The sequence below is a fragment of the Vibrio sp. 10N.261.51.F12 genome, from assembly GCF_041471725.1.
Classification (GTDB): domain Bacteria; phylum Pseudomonadota; class Gammaproteobacteria; order Enterobacterales; family Vibrionaceae; genus Vibrio.
Genome location: NZ_JBFROV010000038.1, coordinates 177,765 through 197,452, shown reverse-complemented (window position 1 = coordinate 197,452; position 19,688 = coordinate 177,765). Strand labels below are relative to the sequence as shown.

At 44.3% G+C, this 19,688-nt stretch carries 19 protein-coding genes; 14 read left to right on the top strand and 5 right to left on the bottom strand.

Annotated elements, in window-relative coordinates; all coding sequences use genetic code 11:
* Positions 1-943 precede the first annotated feature (943 nt).
* Positions 944-1,528 (top strand): uracil-DNA glycosylase family protein, encoded by a 585-nt coding sequence (locus AB4405_RS20750; RefSeq protein ID WP_372062654.1) that lies wholly within the window; start codon positions 944-946, stop codon positions 1,526-1,528.
* Between the two features lie 206 nt (positions 1,529-1,734).
* Here AB4405_RS20750 and AB4405_RS20745 read toward each other — a convergent pair whose 3' ends face one another.
* Positions 1,735-2,067 (bottom strand): PBPRA1643 family SWIM/SEC-C metal-binding motif protein, encoded by a 333-nt coding sequence (locus AB4405_RS20745; RefSeq protein ID WP_102469179.1) that lies wholly within the window; start codon positions 2,065-2,067, stop codon positions 1,735-1,737.
* A 402-nt stretch (positions 2,068-2,469) separates the two neighbouring features.
* On the opposite strand from AB4405_RS20745, the gene AB4405_RS20740 reads away from it, so the two are divergent.
* Positions 2,470-2,763, top strand: a complete 294-nt coding sequence (locus AB4405_RS20740; RefSeq protein WP_372062653.1) for a YkgJ family cysteine cluster protein — start codon at positions 2,470-2,472, stop codon at positions 2,761-2,763.
* A gap of 284 nt (positions 2,764-3,047) precedes the next feature.
* Here the strand turns inward: AB4405_RS20740 and AB4405_RS20735 are convergent, their stop codons facing one another.
* The gene (locus AB4405_RS20735; RefSeq protein WP_102469177.1) at positions 3,048-3,236 is read right to left on the bottom strand and encodes a hypothetical protein; all 189 of its coding nucleotides are present in this window, start codon (positions 3,234-3,236) and stop codon (positions 3,048-3,050) included.
* A gap of 607 nt (positions 3,237-3,843) precedes the next feature.
* On the opposite strand from AB4405_RS20735, the gene AB4405_RS20730 reads away from it, so the two are divergent.
* Positions 3,844-5,076, top strand: coding sequence for a DUF819 domain-containing protein (locus AB4405_RS20730; RefSeq protein WP_372062652.1), 1,233 nt, complete (start codon positions 3,844-3,846; stop codon positions 5,074-5,076).
* Between the two features lie 293 nt (positions 5,077-5,369).
* A complete protein-coding gene (locus AB4405_RS20725) occupies positions 5,370-6,491 on the top strand; it encodes a phosphoserine transaminase (protein ID WP_372062651.1) in 1,122 nt (373 codons plus the stop codon).
* Positions 6,492-6,647: 156 nt separating this feature from the next.
* Here the strand turns inward: AB4405_RS20725 and arsB are convergent, their stop codons facing one another.
* A complete protein-coding gene (arsB, locus tag AB4405_RS20720) occupies positions 6,648-7,706 on the bottom strand; it encodes an ACR3 family arsenite efflux transporter (RefSeq protein ID WP_372062650.1) in 1,059 nt (352 codons plus the stop codon).
* Between the two features lie 87 nt (positions 7,707-7,793).
* On the bottom strand, positions 7,794-8,135 hold the full coding sequence (locus tag AB4405_RS20715; protein WP_372062649.1) for an ArsR/SmtB family transcription factor: 342 nt from the start codon (positions 8,133-8,135) through the stop codon (positions 7,794-7,796).
* A 397-nt stretch (positions 8,136-8,532) separates the two neighbouring features.
* Between AB4405_RS20715 and gloA the strand changes: the two genes are divergently transcribed.
* The 3 genes from gloA to AB4405_RS20700 all read left to right on the top strand — a co-directional run bounded on the left by gloA (position 8,533) and on the right by AB4405_RS20700 (position 10,765).
* Positions 8,533-8,916: a lactoylglutathione lyase gene (gene gloA, locus AB4405_RS20710; RefSeq protein WP_372062648.1), complete on the top strand. Its 384-nt coding sequence runs from the start codon at positions 8,533-8,535 to the stop codon at positions 8,914-8,916.
* Positions 8,917-8,931: 15 nt separating this feature from the next.
* Positions 8,932-10,029: an alkene reductase gene (locus tag AB4405_RS20705; RefSeq protein ID WP_372062647.1), complete on the top strand. Its 1,098-nt coding sequence runs from the start codon at positions 8,932-8,934 to the stop codon at positions 10,027-10,029.
* Positions 10,030-10,366: 337 nt separating this feature from the next.
* Entirely contained in the window at positions 10,367-10,765 is a 399-nt protein-coding gene (locus AB4405_RS20700) for a VF530 family DNA-binding protein (protein WP_102469170.1), read from the top strand.
* 154 nt (positions 10,766-10,919) lie between these two features.
* Here the strand turns inward: AB4405_RS20700 and AB4405_RS20695 are convergent, their stop codons facing one another.
* On the bottom strand, positions 10,920-11,642 hold the full coding sequence (locus tag AB4405_RS20695) for an SDR family NAD(P)-dependent oxidoreductase (protein WP_372062646.1): 723 nt from the start codon (positions 11,640-11,642) through the stop codon (positions 10,920-10,922).
* Between the two features lie 327 nt (positions 11,643-11,969).
* On the opposite strand from AB4405_RS20695, the gene AB4405_RS20690 reads away from it, so the two are divergent.
* From AB4405_RS20690 to AB4405_RS20660, 7 genes are all read left to right on the top strand, one after another.
* Positions 11,970-13,001, top strand: a complete 1,032-nt coding sequence (locus AB4405_RS20690; RefSeq protein ID WP_372062645.1) for a substrate-binding domain-containing protein — start codon at positions 11,970-11,972, stop codon at positions 12,999-13,001.
* 12 nt (positions 13,002-13,013) lie between these two features.
* On the top strand, positions 13,014-14,033 hold the full coding sequence (locus AB4405_RS20685; protein ID WP_372062644.1) for an ABC transporter substrate-binding protein: 1,020 nt from the start codon (positions 13,014-13,016) through the stop codon (positions 14,031-14,033).
* 46 nt (positions 14,034-14,079) lie between these two features.
* Complete coding sequence (locus AB4405_RS20680) at positions 14,080-14,889, top strand: ABC transporter permease (RefSeq protein ID WP_372062643.1); 810 nt, start codon at positions 14,080-14,082, stop codon at positions 14,887-14,889.
* A gap of 2 nt (positions 14,890-14,891) precedes the next feature.
* Positions 14,892-15,680 carry an ABC transporter permease gene (locus tag AB4405_RS20675; protein WP_372062659.1) on the top strand — a complete coding sequence of 263 codons (789 nt, stop codon included), beginning with the start codon at positions 14,892-14,894 and terminating at the stop codon, positions 15,678-15,680.
* Positions 15,681-15,693: 13 nt separating this feature from the next.
* Positions 15,694-16,767 (top strand): ABC transporter ATP-binding protein, encoded by a 1,074-nt coding sequence (locus AB4405_RS20670; RefSeq protein ID WP_372062642.1) that lies wholly within the window; start codon positions 15,694-15,696, stop codon positions 16,765-16,767.
* Between the two features lie 3 nt (positions 16,768-16,770).
* The gene (locus AB4405_RS20665) at positions 16,771-17,586 is read left to right on the top strand and encodes a phosphodiesterase (protein ID WP_372062641.1); all 816 of its coding nucleotides are present in this window, start codon (positions 16,771-16,773) and stop codon (positions 17,584-17,586) included.
* A gap of 201 nt (positions 17,587-17,787) precedes the next feature.
* Positions 17,788-19,578, top strand: a complete 1,791-nt coding sequence (locus tag AB4405_RS20660; RefSeq protein ID WP_372062640.1) for a pseudouridine synthase — start codon at positions 17,788-17,790, stop codon at positions 19,576-19,578.
* Positions 19,579-19,688 lie beyond the last annotated feature (110 nt).

The window sequence follows — 19,688 nt, the reverse complement described above, 5'->3', positions numbered from 1 at the left end:
TTTTAGCTTATCGCTCTTCAAACCACCTCTGTTAGGCCGTCATCTTCGTGCCGACGAGGAGCGTCCAAAGCGTGTGATTTACTTAAACAGAAATGAATCACACCGGAGTAGGTTCACCACGCGCTGATGAAGATCCCCTTTTTCAAGGGGATGACGGGTATTGTAATTTGTGGACACAGGGCTTTTAGCTTATCGCTCTTCAAGCCACCTCTGTTAGGCCGTTATCTTCGTGCCGACGAGGAGCGTCCAAAGCGTGTGATTCACTTAAACAGAAATGAATCACACCGGAGTAGGTTCCCCACGCGCTGATGAAGATCCCCTTTTTCAAGGGGATGACGGGTATTGTAATTTGTGGACACAGGGCTTTTAGCTTATCGCTCTTCAAACCATCTCAATTAGTCCGTCATCTTCGTGCCGACGAGGAGCGTCCAAAGCGTGTGATTCACTTAAATAGAAATGAATCACACCGGAGTAGATTCACCACGCGCTGATGAAGATCCCCTTTTTCAAGGGGATGACGGGTATTGTTTATTTGTGGGTTCAGCGAGCGCTGTCGGTAGGTTCTTTTCTTCAAAGGAATGACGAATTACTGGCTATTTTGATTGCTAATTAAGGACTGCTTTTGTCCAGTAACGTTTTTAAAATTCATCAATCTTAATTGCCATCTTCTTAGGCTTGGTATTCTTGATACACCTAAACATGATCAAGTCTTAGTATTGTCAATGCTGGCTTAAAACGGCATGAAAAATCTATATTACTGATCGAACTATTCTGTCCTATGACTGAATTGGCGATTGTAATTATACTCGCAGACCAGTGGTGAATGACTTCTGTTCCCCATTTCGCACTATTTATTGATGATTTATATCGCTACTATTAAAGGCAAGAATGAAGGACATACGTACTTCATGGTTGAATGTTAGTTAGCATAAGATGGGACATAATGAATCTAACCGAGTCGCTGCTCAGCGACATTAAGATGTGCACGACGTGCTCGGCATCATTGCCATTGGGACCGAGGCCGGTTGTTCAAATGGCGAGTGAATCAAGAATTCTTATAGCAGGGCAGGCACCAGGTAAACGCGTTCATGAAACCGGTGTTCCATTTAATGACCCAAGTGGTGATCGGTTGAGAGAGTGGATGGGGGTGTCAAAAGAGACATTCTATGATCCAAAACAGATGGCTATTGTTCCTATGGGTTTTTGTTACCCCGGAACGGGTAAATCAGGAGATCTCCCACCGAGACCCGAATGTGCTTTAAAGTGGCGAGATCAGGTTTTAGCATCATTACCTAACATTCAGCTAACCCTTGTTATTGGGCAATATGCGATGGCCTTTCACCTTCCCAAGCAAAGTAATACTTTAACTGAGAACGTTGAGCGCTGGGAGGAATATGGACCACATATTATCCCGCTACCTCACCCAAGTCCGAGAAATAATCGCTGGTTAAAGCGTAACCCTTGGTTTGAAGAAACCGTAGTACCCATGTTGAAAAAACGCGTATCTCAAGTGCTTTCTGACTCGTAGCAAATACTAATGTTGTGCTTGTATGCTTGAGAAAAACTGGTGACAGGCTGTTAGGTTCTCGACGATATTGGATGTGCTGGTGGTATACCTGTGCCAATACAGGTTCCCTGTGACATCTATTTTAACTCGCTGAAGTTAAAACAGACTGGCTTTAATACCACCCATAAAAAAACCGCCGTCGGCGGTTTTTTTATGGGTGCAGCGTATTATGCGCAGCACTTTTTATACTTTTTGCCGCTGCCACAAAGACAAGGGTCATTACGATTTGGCGTTTTTTCAAACGTCGTTGTCTTTGGCTTATTAAGTAGCGTTTCAAGTTCAATGATGTTTTCGTCTTGAGAGGCATCAACCGTAATATTTGCGATGATTTTGTGCTCTGCGAGTTGAGCCTCAATTTCATCTTTGCGTTCTGCTGAGGTAACCACGAGTGAAATTGGAGCTTCTTCTGTGCCTGCTTTCACGTCACGGTTTACGTTGTAACCTGACATTACGTGGCTTTGTCTTGCGTCTATGCGACCTTTAAAAAACATTTTTGACATTGGAGACTCACTTACAAGTGGTGGGGTGACATCGTTAGGGCGGCGATTATACCGAACTATTGCGATTGATAAAGCACTATCGCTAATGATAAAACACATCGCGAATGATAAAGCACTAAATGCACTAAATGCACTAAATGCACTAAATTTTTAGATCCTGTTGTTAATCAAGGCAGAGCGACGTGACATGCGCACTTTTAGCGGGCTTTGTTAAAGGTGGTTAAGATGATAAAGATAGTTTATGTGCGTATCTTGAAACATAAAGACAGTGATTTAATAACCAGTTACGTTATCTAAATAACGGTGAACATCATCGTTGTAGCGACAATAGGTAGAAAGGTTCAATGTTCGAATCGCAAAGTTTAGGTTATTATGCAGCATCATCATTGATTGCAGAATACTATGAGTATTGAAATACAGAATATCACCGACGAACCAGAAGTGACGTGCTCAAATTGTCATGCTTGTTGCTGTCGTTTAGAAGTGATGATAATTACTGACACCGGCGTTCCTGAAGAGCACATTGCTTATGATAAATGGGGTGGGGAAACCATGCTCCGTTTAGACGACGGATGGTGTTCAGCACTAGATCGCGAAACCTATATGTGCACTATCTACGAAGTTCGGCCATGGATATGTAGAGAGTTTGAGATGGCTTCGTACGAGTGTAGGGTTGAGCGAGCAGAACAGATGTAACCAAGCTTGTATCAAGTTGATATGAAGTGAATGAGTACGATCGGCACTCATTCACTTTTCTACTTTTGGGCTAACCTGTTTCAGTGATTCGCAGTGAATACGCGAATAAACTCGTCGCTTCAGCTGACCTTCTCTATTATAACGTTCGTTTGATGAAGACACCTTATTGTTAGCATGAGGCGCTTACACAAACGCGTTAGAGAACCGCTCTCATAGAAAGCGTTAATCACGCCCATCATACCTTTTAAATTACCCCGTCTCGTCTCTCTAGACTCGCGAGTCCATTAGATGTCACTCTTATAACGACTGTATAATTCTGAAAGTGTTTTCGGTTTCTGATTCGCTGAGTAGTGGTGGTCTTGGTATTCAGTCATGATCGCTCGTCTATGTGCTTCCGCAGATTTCACAAAGTTAGGGTCAGCCATCGCTTGTTTACGCAGTTCATTGATACGCTCTAGTCTTTCTTGCAACATAACAACACCTCATTAAACACTGTATACAATACCAGTATATGTCGATGCTGTATAAATATCCAGTTATGTGGTGTTGGTGGTGTCTTTATTTCAAGAACAATGACAATTTTAGGCCAGAGTTCTGCACGTATTTGATTGTCATACTGAGGTTATGAGGTCATTAATCGGCCTATAATCGTCAGTGTTGGGCGTGTTTTCTGTCAAATTTTGCCCATGAATGTGAGGATTTATGTGATGAACATCAAATTAACACTATCAATTTATTGGTCATATAATAATCACTTGTCTTGTTTTTTACAAAAATGACGCGATTTATAATTTTTGACCTTCTGACTTAGCAACCTATCTTTATGGGGATCGCCATTTTATTCACTACATTTAACGTACTGATTATTTGGTATTTTAGCTTCGTTAGATTGAGGAAGACGTTTGATGTCCGGTGCTAAAACTAGTGAGCTTTAGTATTGGCAATTATGATGATCATAATGGGAATCATTTCTTTAAGGGTAAATTGTAACAATTTGTAGCACAATGGCCTTGCATGTATAGTCTCCGGCCAATTGATAAACGATGTTCGTAGCAACATGACAGATGGAGAGCTATAACAATGATCACAAATGATGCAGTAATAATGGGGATGCTTGCCTTAATATTGGGTGGCGTTTTCATTACTGAAAACAGCAATAATCCGTTTTGGAAAAAATTCTACACTTTTGTCCCAGGCCTATTGCTGTGCTATTTCATCCCGTCGTTGCTTAATACCACTGGCTTGATCGATGGTTCAAGTTCTAACCTCTATTTTGTAGCCAGTCGTTACCTGCTGCCAGGTGCATTGGTTCTATTGATTGTGTCTGCCGACCTCAGAAAAATATTCGGTCTTGGTTCGAAGGCAATCATTATGTTTTTGACAGGGACGGTCGGTATTATTATCGGCGGTCCAATTGCACTACTTATTATTAACGCGATTAACCCTGACTTAGTGGCCGGTGATGTATGGCGAGGCCTGACTACGGTTGCCGGTTCGTGGATTGGCGGCGGTGCAAATCAAGCGGCGATGAAAGAAGTCTTCGAAGTCGACGATAAACTGTTCTCTGCAATGATTACGGTTGATGTTATCTGCGCTAATATCTGGATGGCGATTTTGCTCATCATGGCGGGCCGTCAAAAGAAAGTCGATGCATGGTTGAAAGCCGATACCACTTCTATTGATGAACTCAAAGAAACCGTTGCGCATTATGAGAAAGAGAATGCACGACCGATTACGACAACCGACATGATGAAAGTCGTGGCGATTGCGTTTGGTCTAACGGGTTTAGCTCACTTCTTTGCTGACTTAATTGCGCCTTGGATTGAAATCAATGCACCAGAATTAGCGAAATACAGCTTAACATCTGGCTTCTTCTGGTTGATCGTTCTAGTGACAACCTTTGCGTTGATTGCCTCGACCTTTAAAGGTGCTCGCACATTGGAGCACGCCGGTGCTTCTAAAATTGGTTCAGCGTTTATTTACATTCTAGTCGCGACGATTGGTATGCAGATGGATGTGACGGCAATATTGGATAACCCTGGTTACTTCTTTATCGGTATCACTTGGCTAACGATTCATGCTGTGTTGATGATTGTTGTAGCGAAAATGATACGTGCGCCGTTGTTCTTCATGGCAGTGGGTAGTCAAGCCAACGTTGGTGGTGCAGCTTCTGCTCCTGTCGTCGCGGCCGCTTTCCATCCAGCACTTGCACCTGTCGGTATTTTGATGGCTGTACTTGGCTATGCTCTTGGAACGTATGGCGCGTATATTTGCGGCATCATTATGCAAGCGGCAGTCAGCGTAGTGGGATAACTATTTTCTGCATTTTGATGTGAAGTAACACTCAGCTTTGCGTGATTTTAAAGGGTAATACGGTTGGTATTACCCTTTTGTGATCGTGAAACTAGTGCTTTAGGTCTCAACGAAAAGTGGCAGAATCAATGAGTAATTTGTGATTGATAGTCGTTTGAAGGTTGATTAATTATTCAATTGAGAGAGAATACTTAGCTTATTGCTAGCGCTACCGGTATCCAATTAACCTGTATTGAGTTAACCCGTACTAGATTGCCATGCTCATCAAGATTTATTCACAAGCAGGGAGGCTTATGAAACCGCAAGTTTTACCTAATAATCCTAATTTTTCTTCAGGACCATGTGCTAAACGGCCTGGCTATGATATTACTCAGCTCAACTTAGCAACGTTAGGACGTTCACATCGTTCCTCGGTTGGTAAACAGGCGCTTGCCGAATCCATCCAGAAAACCAAATCTGTCCTTGGTATCCCTGATGATTATCGAGTAGGAATTGTCCCAGCTTCCGATACGGGTGCGATGGAAATGGTGATGTGGTCGATGTTAGGCCAAAGGCCTGTCGATGTCTTTCATTGGGAGTCGTTTGGGGCAGGTTGGCTCAATGATATTGTAAAACAGCTTAAGCTAACGGACGTTAATTCATACTCCGCCGACTATGGCTTGCTCCCAGATTTATCGCAAGCTAAGGCTGAAAACGACGTGTTGTTTACTTGGAATGGCACAACCTCTGGCGTAAAAGTCCCTAATGGTGATTGGATCAGCGACACTCGCACAGGGCTAACCATATGTGATGCGACTTCCGCTGTATTTGCGATGGACATGCCTTGGGATAAATTAGATGTCACCACGTTTAGTTGGCAAAAAGTGCTTGGAGGCGAGGGCGCTCACGGTGTCATTGTACTGAGCCCTAACGCGGTACAAAGACTTGAGTCATATCAGCCTTCATGGCCGCTACCAAAAATTTTCAGGATGACGCAGGGTGGGAAATTAATTGAGGGTTTATTTAATGGTGCCACCATTAATACACCGTCAATGCTTTGTGTTGCTGATTATTTAGATGCGTTAGAGTGGATCGCCAAAATGGGCGGTGTCGAAGCCACGATTGAGAAATCACAAGCAAACCTTACCGTACTCACGAACTTTGTTGAGACGCGTCCTTGGATTCATTTCTTGGCAAAGGAATCATCCCAGCGTTCTAATACCAGTGTTTGTTTTACCATTGATGCCAGTGAGGCGCAGACAAAAGCTCTGATAAGTTTGTTGGATGCTGAAGGCGCAGCTTACGACGTTGGTGCTTATAAAGACGCACCCGCTGGGCTAAGAATTTGGGCAGGTGCCACGGTTGAGTCTGCGGATTTAGAAGCTTTGCTACCTTGGTTAGATTGGGCTTACCAACAAGTGACTCAAGATAGCTAGCTTAAATAAGTGGGTTGATAGGGATAGGTGACTATCATTAAAAGAGGCCAATCAGTAGATTGGCCTCTTTTGCGTCTATTCAAATAGATCCGTATTTGAGTTGTTTGATGTTTAGCTTAGATTGGATCTCATTATCAAACTACCAATGAACAGGGTTTACTTACTTGTTAGGACGGGTGATTTTTTCTTATCGTAATTTACCTTCATTTTTAAGGCTACATTCACTAAATAGATCAACACCGGCACTTCGATAAGTGGCCCTATTACGCCTGCAAATGCTTGGTCTGAGCTGATTCCAAATACGGCGATTGATACGGCAATAGCCAATTCAAAATTGTTGCCTGTTGCCGTAAACGCGATGGAGGCATTCTTGTCGTATGGAATGCCCATCCTTTTACCAATAAAGAAGCTAATGAAAAACATCGATACGAAATAAATGGTAAGTGGAATCGCGATAAGTACGACATCCATCGGTACTTCGACAATCATTTCACCTTTTAGGCTAAACATTAGCACGATGGTGGCCAGTAACGCGATAAGCGTAATCGGTGATATTTTCGGGATAAATACCGTGTTGTACCAATGCTCACCTTTCTTCGATACTAAGATCTTACGGCTTAAAAAGCCCGCTAAAAATGGGATGCCAAGGTAAATGAGTACGCTGTGGGCAATATCAAGCATGGAGATGTCGACGATCATGCCTTCGTAGCCAAAGACCGGCGGCAGCACACTGATGAACAACCATGCCATAAAACTGTAGCTGACAATTTGGAATGCACTGTTTAACGCGACTAACGCAGCGCCGTACTCTTTGTTGCCGCCACCGATATCATTCCACACCAATACCATGGCAACACAGCGAGCTAAACCAATCAAAATGATACCGACCATGTAACCAGGATGATCACCCAAGAAGACAAGGGCTAACACGAACATCAAAATAGGTCCGACGATCCAGTTCATAATAAGTGACAGTGTAATGGCTTTCTTGTCTTTCACCGTGGCGCCCAGTAAGCGATAGTCAACTTTTGCCAGTGGCGGATACATCATCAGAATAAGACCGATAGCCAAAGGAATATTGGTACTTCCAACAGTAACCGCTTCATTCCACTGTTCAATTTGAGGGAATAGAATGCCGAGTAAGACGCCTAATGCCATCGCAGAAAAAATCCACAAAGTAAGGTATCTATCTAAAAAACTCATTTTTGGTTTCATGACACGTTCCAATATCGTTAATCGTCGAATGACGATTTGGTTGATTGTAATAAATAATAAGTAACGATTACGCTAGCGACAACAGTACTAGTTTAAAATGTTTTGGCTCATCGATTCATAACGGGCAAAGGATTCTCGATTAATGCGGTAACACATTTTAGGGGGAATCGGCTCTGCTGTTATAAACCCAGCTAGTCGTAATATGCGTAAATGTTCCGATACCGTCGATTGAGCGAGCCCAAGTTGTGACACCAGGTCACTATTTAGACACCCGCCAGACTTTTCCAGCAGAGAAAGAATGCTGATGATTCGAATCCTCGCGGGATGTGATAATGCTTTGCACATCGCGGCAAACGTGTGTTCGTCCTTTTCCCTTTCAGGAGAGGGCGTGAAATCAGTTTGCAGAGTAGGCTGGCAAGTCGAGGTCATAAAAACACTCTAATCGTTAAAAGACGATTGAATGATAGGCCTAAATAATTAGCGGGTCAACACCTGTTTTTGTGTTCAAAATAGCAGCTGGGATTATTCATCGTTAAATAACGATGTAAGGTCTTATTTTTGTTGAAATCGTGGCGTTCGCGATTTGTTCTATTTAAATTTCTCCATTTTAATGCGCGAAAATCTAGCCTAGTAAAATAATGCACGTCGCGTCAGGTTAACTTTGGTGCATGTATGACTGGCATATAACAAAAAATTATCAAAATGAAAACTAATGATAATTTCACAAAAGCGAGCACCACGTTATGATATGAGCAATTAAGAGAGCAAAGCGCAGAACTGTGCCACACGCTCTTGCTGCGAATGAGTCTACGAGAGGGTGATTTAAATGAAATTTTTACACACTATGTTACGTGTTGCCGACCTAGAAACCTCCATTGAGTTTTATACTCAAGTACTGGGTATGTCTGTCCTCGATAGAACAGACAATAACGATTATCGCTATACCTTAGTGTTTGTGGGTTACCCTGATCAGCCTAACAGTACCACGATTGAATTGACGTTTAATTGGGATACCGATAGCTATGAGATGGGCAACGCATTCGGGCATATCGCCCTTGGTGCGGAAGACATTTATGCCGTATGTGAAAATATCACACAGCTAGGTGGGCGAGTCACACGTGAGCCGGGGCCTGTAAAAGGTGGCTCAACACATATTGCTTTCGTCACCGACCCAGACGGGTATCAAATCGAACTGATTCAAGTTAATTAATCTAAGGCATTCATTATGAACAAATCTTTATTTCAACCAGTAAAACTGGGCGCTGTAACGCTTAAGAACCGCATTGTCATGCCTCCGATGACTCGTTCTCGTGCGACGCAACCGGGTAATGTTGCCAATGAAATGATGGCTGAATACTATGCGCAGCGCGCGTCAGCAGGTTTGATTGTTGCAGAAGGCACTCAAATTCACCCATTAGGCCAAGGTTATGCGTGGACACCAGGCATTTATTCACCTGAACAGATTGCTGGCTGGAAAAAAGTCACCGATGCAGTACATGACAAAGGCGGGGTTATCTTCGCTCAGCTATGGCATGTTGGTCGTGTGACTCATCCAGATAACATTGGTGGCGCGCAGCCTATTTCATCATCAGCACTTAAGGCTGAAAACGTAAAAGTCTTCATTGATAATGGCACACAAGCCCCAGGGTTTGTTGATGTTGTTGAACCACGTGCAATGACAAAATCTGACATTCTAGAAGTGATCGGCCAATATCGCCAAGCGGCAGTGAATGCGATTGAAGCGGGTTTTGATGGTATTGAACTGCATGCTGCAAACGGATACTTGGTCAACCAGTTTATTGACTCAGAAGCCAATAACCGCACCGATGAATACGGCGGTTCAGTGGAAAACAGATTGCGATTCATGCGTGAAGTGGTTGAAGCTATGAGCGATGCGATTGGCGCAGATCGAGTTGGTGTTCGTCTTGCCCCGTTTACGTCACTTAACGGTACCGTTGATGCTAATCCAGTTGAGACGTACACGGCTGCGGCTAAAATGTTGAACGAACTCAACATCGTTTATCTTCATATCGCAGAAGTGGATTGGGATGATGCACCAGGAACACCTGTTGCGTTTAAGCAAGCGGTTCGTGATGCGTTCAAAGGCGTGTTGATTTATGCTGGGCGTTACAACGCAGAAAAAGCAGAGCAAGCCGTGACTGATGGCATGACTGATCTCGTGGGCTTTGGACGACCATTTGTTGCGAATCCAGATCTGCCTGCTCGTATTAAAAATAACTATCCGCTTGCTGAGCATGATCACAACACCTTGTTTGGTGGCAATGAGAAAGGATTGACGGATTACGCTGAGTATCGTGCGTAACCATTTTCGACATAGACTATGACTCGTCATGAATCGATGTAGTGATAGACTATTTAGATTAAATCGAAAAAAACACGCTTTTTAGCGTGTTTTTTTTCGTCCGTCTACTGAGCCACACAGCCAATCGATTTAACATGTCTTAATGCGGAATGTACTATGCATAATTATGCGTAACATCTTGCAGTTACGAAGCGATATTAATCATCAGCGAAGCATGCCCGAGGAAATAATCGTGTTTAAAACCGGTGATTTACGCTAGCAAGTAATTTTTTTTTATCAAGGAGCCGTTTAACGTCGTATACTACGCGTGATATCACTCTTGTACTGTAGGACTCTCATGTCATTAGACGAACAGAAAAATAACCCTCTTCACGGCCTCAAACTTGAGGAGATGGTGACTGAGCTTGTTGACCATTATGGATGGAGCATTTTAGACGCTGCGATGCGCATGAACTGTTTTCACACCAATCCATCGATCGCAAGTAGCGTAAAATATTTGAAAAAAACAGAATGGGCTCGTGAGAAAGTGGAGATTTTTTACCTTTCTCGTTTTAAGCGCATGCCAAAACCGAGAGAAGACGAGTACGATATCCCACCTCGTATGCGTACGTTTGCTAACGGTATCGAACCTAAAGAGCCGATGAATCTAACGGTTGAATCAATTCATGCATCTCAAGCCAAAGCCGCTTCTACTTATAAAGCGCGGACTTCTGGTGGACGCCACAGAGGACGTTAATCTCTTGGTATAGCGTCCAACCATCTTTAGGGTCCGCTAAGTGTCTCCTATAGATTGGGATGATTTAGGTGCAAGGAAAGCACCTGATCTAACTGGTAGACCTGAATATTTGGCACTCAAAAGAACGGGTGGCGTAGATAACCCTGGCGTATCTTCACCACGGTATTTCACTGCCATCAAAGCTGAAAAACTTACCCGTGTCCCTTGGTGTTAGGGTATCGAGTAATGCCACCAACTGCGTCGCCACATAACTTGCCGCAAAGAGTTTGGCCTTTGGAACATTGCGTTGAAAAGGCGTCGATAGCGCCGTATCTGTAGTTCCGGGATGAAAGGAGAGGACACAGCAGTTGGGGTGTTTATATTGCCACTCAATGCTGATCGTCTTAATCGCCATATTTAACGCCGCCTTAGAGCAGCGGTAACTGACCCATCCCCCCAACTGGTTATCCTCAATACTACCAATACGAGCTGACAGAGCGACAAAGTAAGTGGGCGTGCTTGTTCGAAATCGAGTGGCAAAGTGCTTTGCCAATAACAGGGTAGAGGTGGTATTAAGTTGTATATTTTTTTGGAAAAAATCAGGATCAAATTGAGCGATTGATTTCTCGGGCATGTGTCCTTGTTGATGCAAAAAGCCAACGGCGTTAATGACCATGTCAACGTTTGGGATGGCTCCCGCCAGCGCTTGAACATCTTTTTCTGAAGTCACATCAAGCGAATGCCACATGAGTTTGGGCGAGATGACCTCTGGCGACGTCAGTTGAGGCGAATGGTGGCAGTATGTCGCATGAACCGTTGCCGTTTTATTCGTTGCAATAAAGTGCTCTACCAACGCCAATCCAATGCCACCGGAACCACCAATAATGAGGATGTTCATCCTTGTCTCCTTGTTTAATCCCTTTCGTTTTATCAAAGCCTAATTGTTGGCCGAGCTTGATAACGTCTCTGCTTAACATCTGTTTGATACGCGCCTCTGCTCGTTAAGTGGCAATGTTCATGCTATCAATGTCTGTCATATAACATTCACAAATGCCTGGTTTGTTATGAAATGCATTTGTTTCATCGTTTATGTGTCACGAACGTGTCGCTAATGTGTTTAAATCTGTCGCTTAGTGATTCTAACGTGATTTATTGCGTAACTAAAATGTAATGCATCACGACTAGATTATCCCTCAAACGCAATAAGGTGATTAGGAGGGACAGAATGAACATTAAAGATGTAGCGGCACTTGCCTCTGTTTCACCAGCAACGGTCTCTCGCTATCTAAACAACGAGGCACTGGTTGCGCCAGCGACCGCGAGTAAGATTCGTCGAGTGATTGAGGTCACTCGTTATACGTCAGCGGAAAAAACTGAGGCCTTGACGCTAAATGTGAATCCTACCATTGGTGTCGTCATTCCGAGTTTGCTCAACCCTGTTTTTTCTGAGGTAGTGGCAGGTATCCAAGATCGAGCCCGTCATTTTGGGTTTTCGACCATCATCGTTGATACCCAATACGATAGCACTCAAGAACGACAAGCCATTGTAGACCTGATTAGACAGCGAGTGAGTGGCGTTTTATTGACGATTGCCAGCGTTGAAAATAATGAAGCGCTCGCGATATTGCGGGATTTTAATTTCCCTTATTGCCTATTACATAATGAGTCAACTGACGGAGAGCCGTGTGTTTTTGTCAACAATTACCAAGCGGGTTGGCAGGTAGCGGAGCGCCTGTATCAATGCGGGCACCGACAGCTAGGCATGATTACCGGCCGTTTTGGTACCTCGGATCGCGCCATCAAACGCTATCAAGGGTTCAGTGATTACCTACGCTCTAAAGGAGTGACAATCAGCCATTTATCGGAGGTTGATCAGAGTCAGCTTGACCCTTTTGAAGATACGCCCCTTGATGTTGGCAATATGAATGTCCCAACTGCGTGGTTTTGCAGCAACGATTTATTAGCGCTTAAAGCGATCAATCGACTTCGTCGTAATGGCTTCGCGGTACCGGGTGATATTTCTGTGGTGGGATTTGATGGCATGAACTTGGGCCAGCTTATTCATCCACCGCTTGCCACCGTTGAAATACCTCACTTTCTTATGGGGAAAGTGGCGGTCGATATTTTATTTAATGCCAAAGCAGGGTCGACAATCCAAACCCACATTGCTCTGGATTTTAAACTTCAAATGACAGGGACGATCGCTGAGGCCAAGCGCCATGAGTGTGAGTCTGACAACATCATCAATGAGACTTAGTGGAGAATTAACATGGTAGTTAATCGTCTGGCGACAGTAGCAAAAATTGTAGGATTGAGTTTGGGTTTGGCAGGGGCATCAGTCCAAGCGGTAGCGTCTGACGCTATTTGTTATAACTGCCCACCAGAATGGGCAAATTGGGGTGGGCAATTGCAACTCATCAAAAAGGAGTTAGACATTAATGTGCCTATGGACAATAAGAACTCTGGGCAGTCTCTCTCTCAACTTGTCGCCGAGAAAAACAATCCTGTGGCTGACGTAGTTTATTACGGGGTGTCGTTTGGCATTAATGCGAGCGCACAAGATGTCGTTGAGGCATACAAGCCAGCGAACTGGGATCAAATCCCAGACGGAATGAAAGATCCAGACGGTCATTGGTTTGCCATTCATTCAGGAACGATTGGCTTTTTTGTTAACGAAGATGCGCTTGATGGTGCACCTGTGCCACAAAGTTGGAACGATCTATTAAAGCCAGAGTATCGCGGTATGGTGGGGTATCTTGATCCAACCAGCGCGTTTGTGGGGTACGCCAGTGCCGTAGCAATCAATGAAGCGATGGGCGGCAATATTGATGACTTTTCACCTGCGATTGAATACTTTCAAAAGTTAGCGAAGAATCGCCCAATCGTGCCAAAACAAACGTCTTATGCGCGCGTGTTATCCGGTGAAATCCCCATTTTGTTGGACTATGACTTTAATGCTTATCGAGCGAAGTACAACGATTATGTGAATGCGAGCTTTGTGATTCCGTCTGAAGGTACCATTTCGGTTCCTTATGTTATGAGCAAAGTAAAAGATTCTCCGAATACTGAAAATGGCCAAAAAATACTGGATTTTGTGTTATCTGATAAAGGACAGCAGGTGTGGGCCAATGCTTACCTTCGTCCGGTCATTGCTGGCGTAATGGATGAAGACGCGCAGGCAAAGTTCCTGCCAGATTCTGACTATCAACGTGCAGGTTCGGTTGACTTCCAAAAGATGGCCGCGAACCAAAAAGCATTTGCTGATCAATACCTACGTCAAGTTAACTAATAGAGTGCAGTAGCGAGGTAGCCTAGGCTATCTCGCTGATTTTAAGATGAATAAAAATATTCCTTTGGTACTTATGGTACCTGCCGTTGTCATCAGCTTAGCTTTTTTTATGCTACCCGTGATGCAATTGCTAAAAATATCGGTCACCGATGGTTACGGCACGGTCTACTGGCAAATCCTAACGGAACCTGTGTACATGAAAAGCCTCGTGTCGACAGTCGTTTTGTCGCTTGTGGTGACGTTTGCTAGCCTAGCGGTTGCGACAATCTCTGGTTTGTTTTTAACGCGTTATCAGTTTGTAGGAAAGCAATGGCTGGTGGCCATGTTGAGCTTTCCTCTTGCTTTTCCGGGGGTTGTGATCGGCTTTTTCGTCATTATGTTGGCGGGTAGGCAGGGCCTATTTGCGCAAATTAGCCTCGCGTTGACAGGCGACCGTGTCATGTTTGCATATTCAATAGCAGGTTTGTTTCTTGGTTATTTGTATTTTTCGATCCCGCGAGTAGTCCTGACGGTCATGGCGGCGGCGGAGAAGCTCGATCATAACCTCATTGAGGCAGGTCGTTCATTAGGTGCTAATCGCTGGCAACTGTTTTGCGATGTCACAATACCGGCACTTAAACCGGGCTTGATTTCTTCAGGATCCATTTGTTTTGCAACGTCGATGGGTGCGTTTGGCACCGCGTTTACGCTAGCAACTAATATCAATGTGCTTCCAATGTCTATCTATACCGAGTTCACCCTGAATGCCAACTTTGCAATGGCGGCGGCACTGAGCCTGATTTTGGGTATCGTGACATGGATTTGCTTGGCGGTAGCCAAGCGACAGGGTGCGAACTCTATCAATATGGGAGCTTAATGATGCAAAGAGATAGATATTTTTATGCCCAATTACTGTTTACGCTGTTGGTTTGTTCATTCTTAATTATCCCTGTGTTTATGTCCGTCGCCGCGGGTCTAACCAACAACTATTTCGTTGGCATAAAAAGCGGCTTCACGTTGAGATGGGTAGAACAAGTCTGGGCACTATATTCAGATACTGTTTGGCTGACACTTAGAATTGCCATCGTCACGACGATCATCAATGTGATAGTTGGGGTGCCTTGTGCTTACTACTTGGCGAGCAGCAAGAGCCGTTTTGCGTCTTGGTTTGAAGAGGTATTAACACTGCCAATTGCGGTACCTGGGATGGCGATTTCACTCGGTCTTATTTCTGTATACGGAGGCGTAAGCGATTTTCGTTCCAGTTGGTTGTTCATTCTTGTTGGGCACGTAATTTTCACTTTGCCATTTATGGTGAAGTCAGTTCTTGCTGTACTGCAAAGTATTAACTTTAAAGATTTAGAAGAAGGCGCTGCAAGCTTAGGGGCGGGGTTCAGGCGCCGTTTTTTCGACATCATCGTCCCAAACTGTAAAGCGGGCATCGTCGGCGGAATGTTGATGACATTAACGTTATCCATTGGTGAGTTTAACCTTACATGGATGCTTCACACGCCACTCACTAAAACGCTCCCTGTGGGACTTGCCGATTCTTATGCCTCAATGAGGCTTGAGGTGAGCTCTGCGTATACGTTGGTGTTCCTACTGATGATTTTGCCTTTACTGGTTTTAGCGCAATTGCTTAACCGTAAACCTGTTAACACAAATTGAGAACGTAATTTCTATGACTATTCACACTTCTGGCGTTCAGATTACGCTCAACAATATTACAAAGACCTTTGCTGATGGGACATTGGCGCTCAAGCCAACGGATCTCTCGATACAACCGGGTGAAATTTTAGTCCTTCTGGGGCCTTCAGGTTGCGGGAAAACAACCACATTACGCCTTATTGCTGGTCTTGAGTTTGCTGATGAAAATGACGGGGCAATATGTTTTGGTGAACGTGATGTCACGAGGCTGCCGATTGAACAAAGAAAAGTCGGTATGGTGTTTCAGTCTTACGCGCTTTTCCCCAATATGAACGTGGAGGAAAACATAGAATATGGACTTAAGGTTCGCGGTATTCAGGCAAGAGAACGCCAAGAAAAGCTGGACGAAATGCTTGAAATGTTTGATTTGCAAAAATACGCAAAGCGAGGCATTAACCAGTTGTCGGGAGGCCAGAAGCAACGTGTTGCGCTGGCGCGTGCCATTATTACCGAGCCAGAGGTGTTATTACTTGATGAACCCTTATCGGCACTCGATGCGTTGTTGAAACAAAAATTGCGTGGAAACATTCGAGCGATGCTGAAGAAACTCGGCATCACGGCGGTGTATGTGACTCATGATCAAGAAGAAGCGATGGAGATGGGGGATAGGATCGCGGTACTCGATCACGGAGAGATTGCACAGATTGGTAGCGCTGAAGACATTTATTTGAGACCAAAAAGTGACTTCGTTGCTGACTTCATTGGTCAAATGAACCGTTTTTCCGGCGAGCTAAGTGATGAGGGCTTAACGCTAAGTTCTGGTCAGGTCTTCCCTATTCACCACACTCACGTGGCATCGATCCCTTCACAAACGCATATTGCCATGATGTTAAGGCCTGAAGATATTCGCTTTGTTGCCTCTGAGGGAATGTTGCAAGGGTGTGTTACCGCATCCACATTCTTAGGAGATCGCACTCGTGTCATGTTATCAGGTGTACTAGAGGATGAGTTGTTGACCGTTGATTGTTTTGCAAGAGGCTCCTATAAAACAGGACAGTCTTTGCAACTCAGCTTTGATTCTGAACGTCTTATTCCGTTGCAAGGGTAATCTATGTTAGTCGCACAACTGACCGACCTGCATATAAAGCAGGGAGGTAAACTCGCTTATAAGAAAGTGGATACGCTCAAGTGTTTGCAACGCGCTGTTACGCATATTAATCGCTTGGTGCCGAAGCCGGATTGCACGGTTATTACCGGTGACTTGGGTGATTTTGGTACCGATGCGGAATACGAGATTATTCATCGAGAATTACGGAAGTTCACTATGCCGGTTCATATTGTACCGGGCAACCACGACCATCGAGATAATCTAAGGTGTTCATTGAGTAGCATTGCGGCTTTTGACCATGATACCTATTGTAATTTTGTTCAGCATTATGGCAATCAATGCTTAATTGGCCTTGATTCATCGGTAATAGGTCAACCTTATGGTGAGTTGTCTAATGAAACCCTCGAGTGGTTGCAACAAACCTTGCTAGCAAATGCGGAGTATCAGGTCACTATTTTTGTTCATCATCCGCCGATGACCGTTGGACTAGGACATATGGATGTTCAGAACCTTCGTAATGCCGATGCGCTTTTTGAGGTACTAACATCGTGTCGTACCTTGCAGGGAATAGTGGTTGGGCATTTGCATCGTCCGATATCGGCAATGTGGCGGGGAATACCTGTGTGGGTAGGGCCTTCTCACAGTCATTCGGTTACGCTTGATTTAAATGATAATGCGCCGTCTTCATTTTCCATGGAACCGCCAATGATACGACTCTTGTCTTTAACTGGTGACGGTGTCACTTCTCATTTGAGTTACATTGAGCATTCACAGGGACCATATCCATTCTTTGATGAGAATAAAAACTTGATTGATTAGCCAAGCGCAGGGTTTAACACTAATTATGGTTTAGCGATGTTAATAATAAGATTAGGCATGGATATCATGAGCCTGATAGACACGAAGCTGGTGCGTTCTTTGTGGTATCATCCGCTCTAATTTCATGCCCTAATTTTTACGAACTCAACAGAACAAGGCTTGTTTGTTGCGGACGTTAATGACCGATGATGCTAATTGCCGATGACCCCAAGTAATCTCAATACCAATAAGTTTATTCCATTCTCAGTGAATATCAGTGACTACGCATTGCCGTCATCATTCACCTTCCCGTATTATTACACACCGCATCCCTTAGCCACGATTGCCATGGACGAGTTGCAAGCTTACCTCGAAAAGCAAACGGAATGGCCGCATGACTTTAATCAAATGGGAAAAATGTTTGCGGTGCTGGTGGTGAAAAATAGCCAAGGCGATATCGGTTATCTAGCATCGTTTTGTGATGAACCTAATCAAAGTACTCAAGAGAAACACCCTGAATTTTTTGTTGATGCGATTGCTAACCCATGCCAAACCGATGATCTCAATGATGAGGTTACGTCACTTGGGACCGAGATTACACAACATAAAAACGCGTCAGGTTACTTGCAGTTACAGCATACGGTGAGGCAGAAGCACCTTGAATCTGAGCAGAAGATTGCTGATCTGCAACAGCGTAATGCAAAGGCAAAAGCCACGCGAAAGCAAGCTCGACGGGATATGGAAAGCAAGCTGGGTGTGTCTATTAATGAGGCGCAATTACAGGATTTTATCAGCGATCTCGGTGCGCAAAGTAGTCGAGAGAAAAGAGTACTTAAAGCACTAAAGCAGCAATGGCAAGTTGAGCTAATGACCCTTAATGACGCACTGAAAGCCGAGCAATCTGTCATTGATGATATGGAAAGACAATGGGCGAAACTCAATGGGCAATTAACAATTGAATCACAGAAATCTTGCTTGTTTTTGAATCAAGCGGGGGTAGAGAAGAGTTTGTATGACCTTTTTAACTACCAAAGCCAAAGCCAAAGCCAAGATCAAGAGCAACGACCTATTTCCGGCTCAGTACTGGCCACTAGCTCAGCATCTAATACTAATTCGACACCTGTTATTAGCTCAACACACGTTATGAACTCAACACCCATTGCCAACTCTAGCGAGCAAAACTTGCCTAAATTACTGCAAGCGGCATTCTCGCAACAGCTCACGCCAATAGCGTTAGGCGAGTTTTGGTGGGGCGCTTCACCTTATGCGCAGATACGTCAGCATAAGAACTTGTATCCGGTTTGCCAAAGTAAGTGTTTTGAAATCCTTGAGCATATCCTTGAGGGGATCTCGACGGATCCGAGTCCGTTAGAGCAGACGCCTTCACATAACAAAGCGTTAGACATTGTTTATGAGGATGACACCTTGGTTGTGGTGAATAAACCCGCCGAATTCTTGTCCGTGTCCGGTAAATACATCAGTGATTCTGTTCAGGCTCGTATGCAGGCAAGATACCCAAATGCCACCGGCCCTATGATTGTACATCGACTAGATATGTCGACGTCAGGCTTACTCGTTCTCACCTTGACGGCTGAAGCGAATAAGCATGTGCAAAAACAATTTATTGAACGCTCGGTTGAAAAGCGATATACCGCCTTGCTAGAAGGGGTCATACAACAACAATCTGGGGTGATTACTTTACCAATGTGTGGCGATTTAACCGATAGGCCAAGGCAAATGGTGTGTCATGAACAAGGAAGAGGGGCGGAGACGACGTATCAGGTCGTCAGTACCAAAAATCATCGTACCAAAATACATCTCTTCCCTAAGACGGGACGCACACACCAACTGCGCGTACATTGTGCTCATCAAGCTGGGCTTAATACGCCCATCGTTGGCGATGATCTGTATGGGTTTAAAGACAGTCGTTTACACCTTCATGCCGGGTATCTTAAGTTTGTTCACCCGGTATCTCGAGACACGCTGGAATTCGAAGTAGCGGCTGACTTTTAACTGATTGAGGTGAATGAAACCACCATTCATACCCATTGTTTGCAAGGCGGTAAACTGCGCCAAACAAACTAACAAAGCCATACGCTACAACACTAAAATAGCTCTTATAG

Excerpts from the sequence above, each read along its gene's own strand:
- AB4405_RS20695 (WP_372062646.1), bottom strand. The coding sequence starts at position 11,642 with ATGAACATCCTCATTATTGGTGGTTCCGGTGGCATTGGATTGGCGTTG.
- AB4405_RS20750 (WP_372062654.1), top strand. The coding sequence starts at position 944 with ATGAATCTAACCGAGTCGCTGCTCAGCGACATTAAGATGTGCACGACG.
- AB4405_RS20675 (WP_372062659.1), top strand. The coding sequence starts at position 14,892 with ATGCAAAGAGATAGATATTTTTATGCCCAATTACTGTTTACGCTGTTG.
- AB4405_RS20665 (WP_372062641.1), top strand. The coding sequence starts at position 16,771 with ATGTTAGTCGCACAACTGACCGACCTGCATATAAAGCAGGGAGGTAAA.
- AB4405_RS20660 (WP_372062640.1), top strand. The coding sequence starts at position 17,788 with ATGACCCCAAGTAATCTCAATACCAATAAGTTTATTCCATTCTCAGTG.
- AB4405_RS20740 (WP_372062653.1), top strand. The coding sequence starts at position 2,470 with ATGAGTATTGAAATACAGAATATCACCGACGAACCAGAAGTGACGTGC.
- AB4405_RS20735 (WP_102469177.1), bottom strand. The coding sequence starts at position 3,236 with ATGTTGCAAGAAAGACTAGAGCGTATCAATGAACTGCGTAAACAAGCG.
- AB4405_RS20705 (WP_372062647.1), top strand. The coding sequence starts at position 8,932 with ATGAACAAATCTTTATTTCAACCAGTAAAACTGGGCGCTGTAACGCTT.
- arsB (WP_372062650.1), bottom strand. The coding sequence starts at position 7,706 with ATGAAACCAAAAATGAGTTTTTTAGATAGATACCTTACTTTGTGGATT.
- AB4405_RS20680 (WP_372062643.1), top strand. The coding sequence starts at position 14,080 with ATGAATAAAAATATTCCTTTGGTACTTATGGTACCTGCCGTTGTCATC.
- AB4405_RS20700 (WP_102469170.1), top strand. The coding sequence starts at position 10,367 with ATGTCATTAGACGAACAGAAAAATAACCCTCTTCACGGCCTCAAACTT.
- AB4405_RS20725 (WP_372062651.1), top strand. The coding sequence starts at position 5,370 with ATGAAACCGCAAGTTTTACCTAATAATCCTAATTTTTCTTCAGGACCA.
- gloA (WP_372062648.1), top strand. The coding sequence starts at position 8,533 with ATGAAATTTTTACACACTATGTTACGTGTTGCCGACCTAGAAACCTCC.
- AB4405_RS20745 (WP_102469179.1), bottom strand. The coding sequence starts at position 2,067 with ATGTCAAAAATGTTTTTTAAAGGTCGCATAGACGCAAGACAAAGCCAC.
- AB4405_RS20730 (WP_372062652.1), top strand. The coding sequence starts at position 3,844 with ATGATCACAAATGATGCAGTAATAATGGGGATGCTTGCCTTAATATTG.
- AB4405_RS20715 (WP_372062649.1), bottom strand. The coding sequence starts at position 8,135 with ATGACCTCGACTTGCCAGCCTACTCTGCAAACTGATTTCACGCCCTCT.
- AB4405_RS20685 (WP_372062644.1), top strand. The coding sequence starts at position 13,014 with ATGGTAGTTAATCGTCTGGCGACAGTAGCAAAAATTGTAGGATTGAGT.
- AB4405_RS20670 (WP_372062642.1), top strand. The coding sequence starts at position 15,694 with ATGACTATTCACACTTCTGGCGTTCAGATTACGCTCAACAATATTACA.
- AB4405_RS20690 (WP_372062645.1), top strand. The coding sequence starts at position 11,970 with ATGAACATTAAAGATGTAGCGGCACTTGCCTCTGTTTCACCAGCAACG.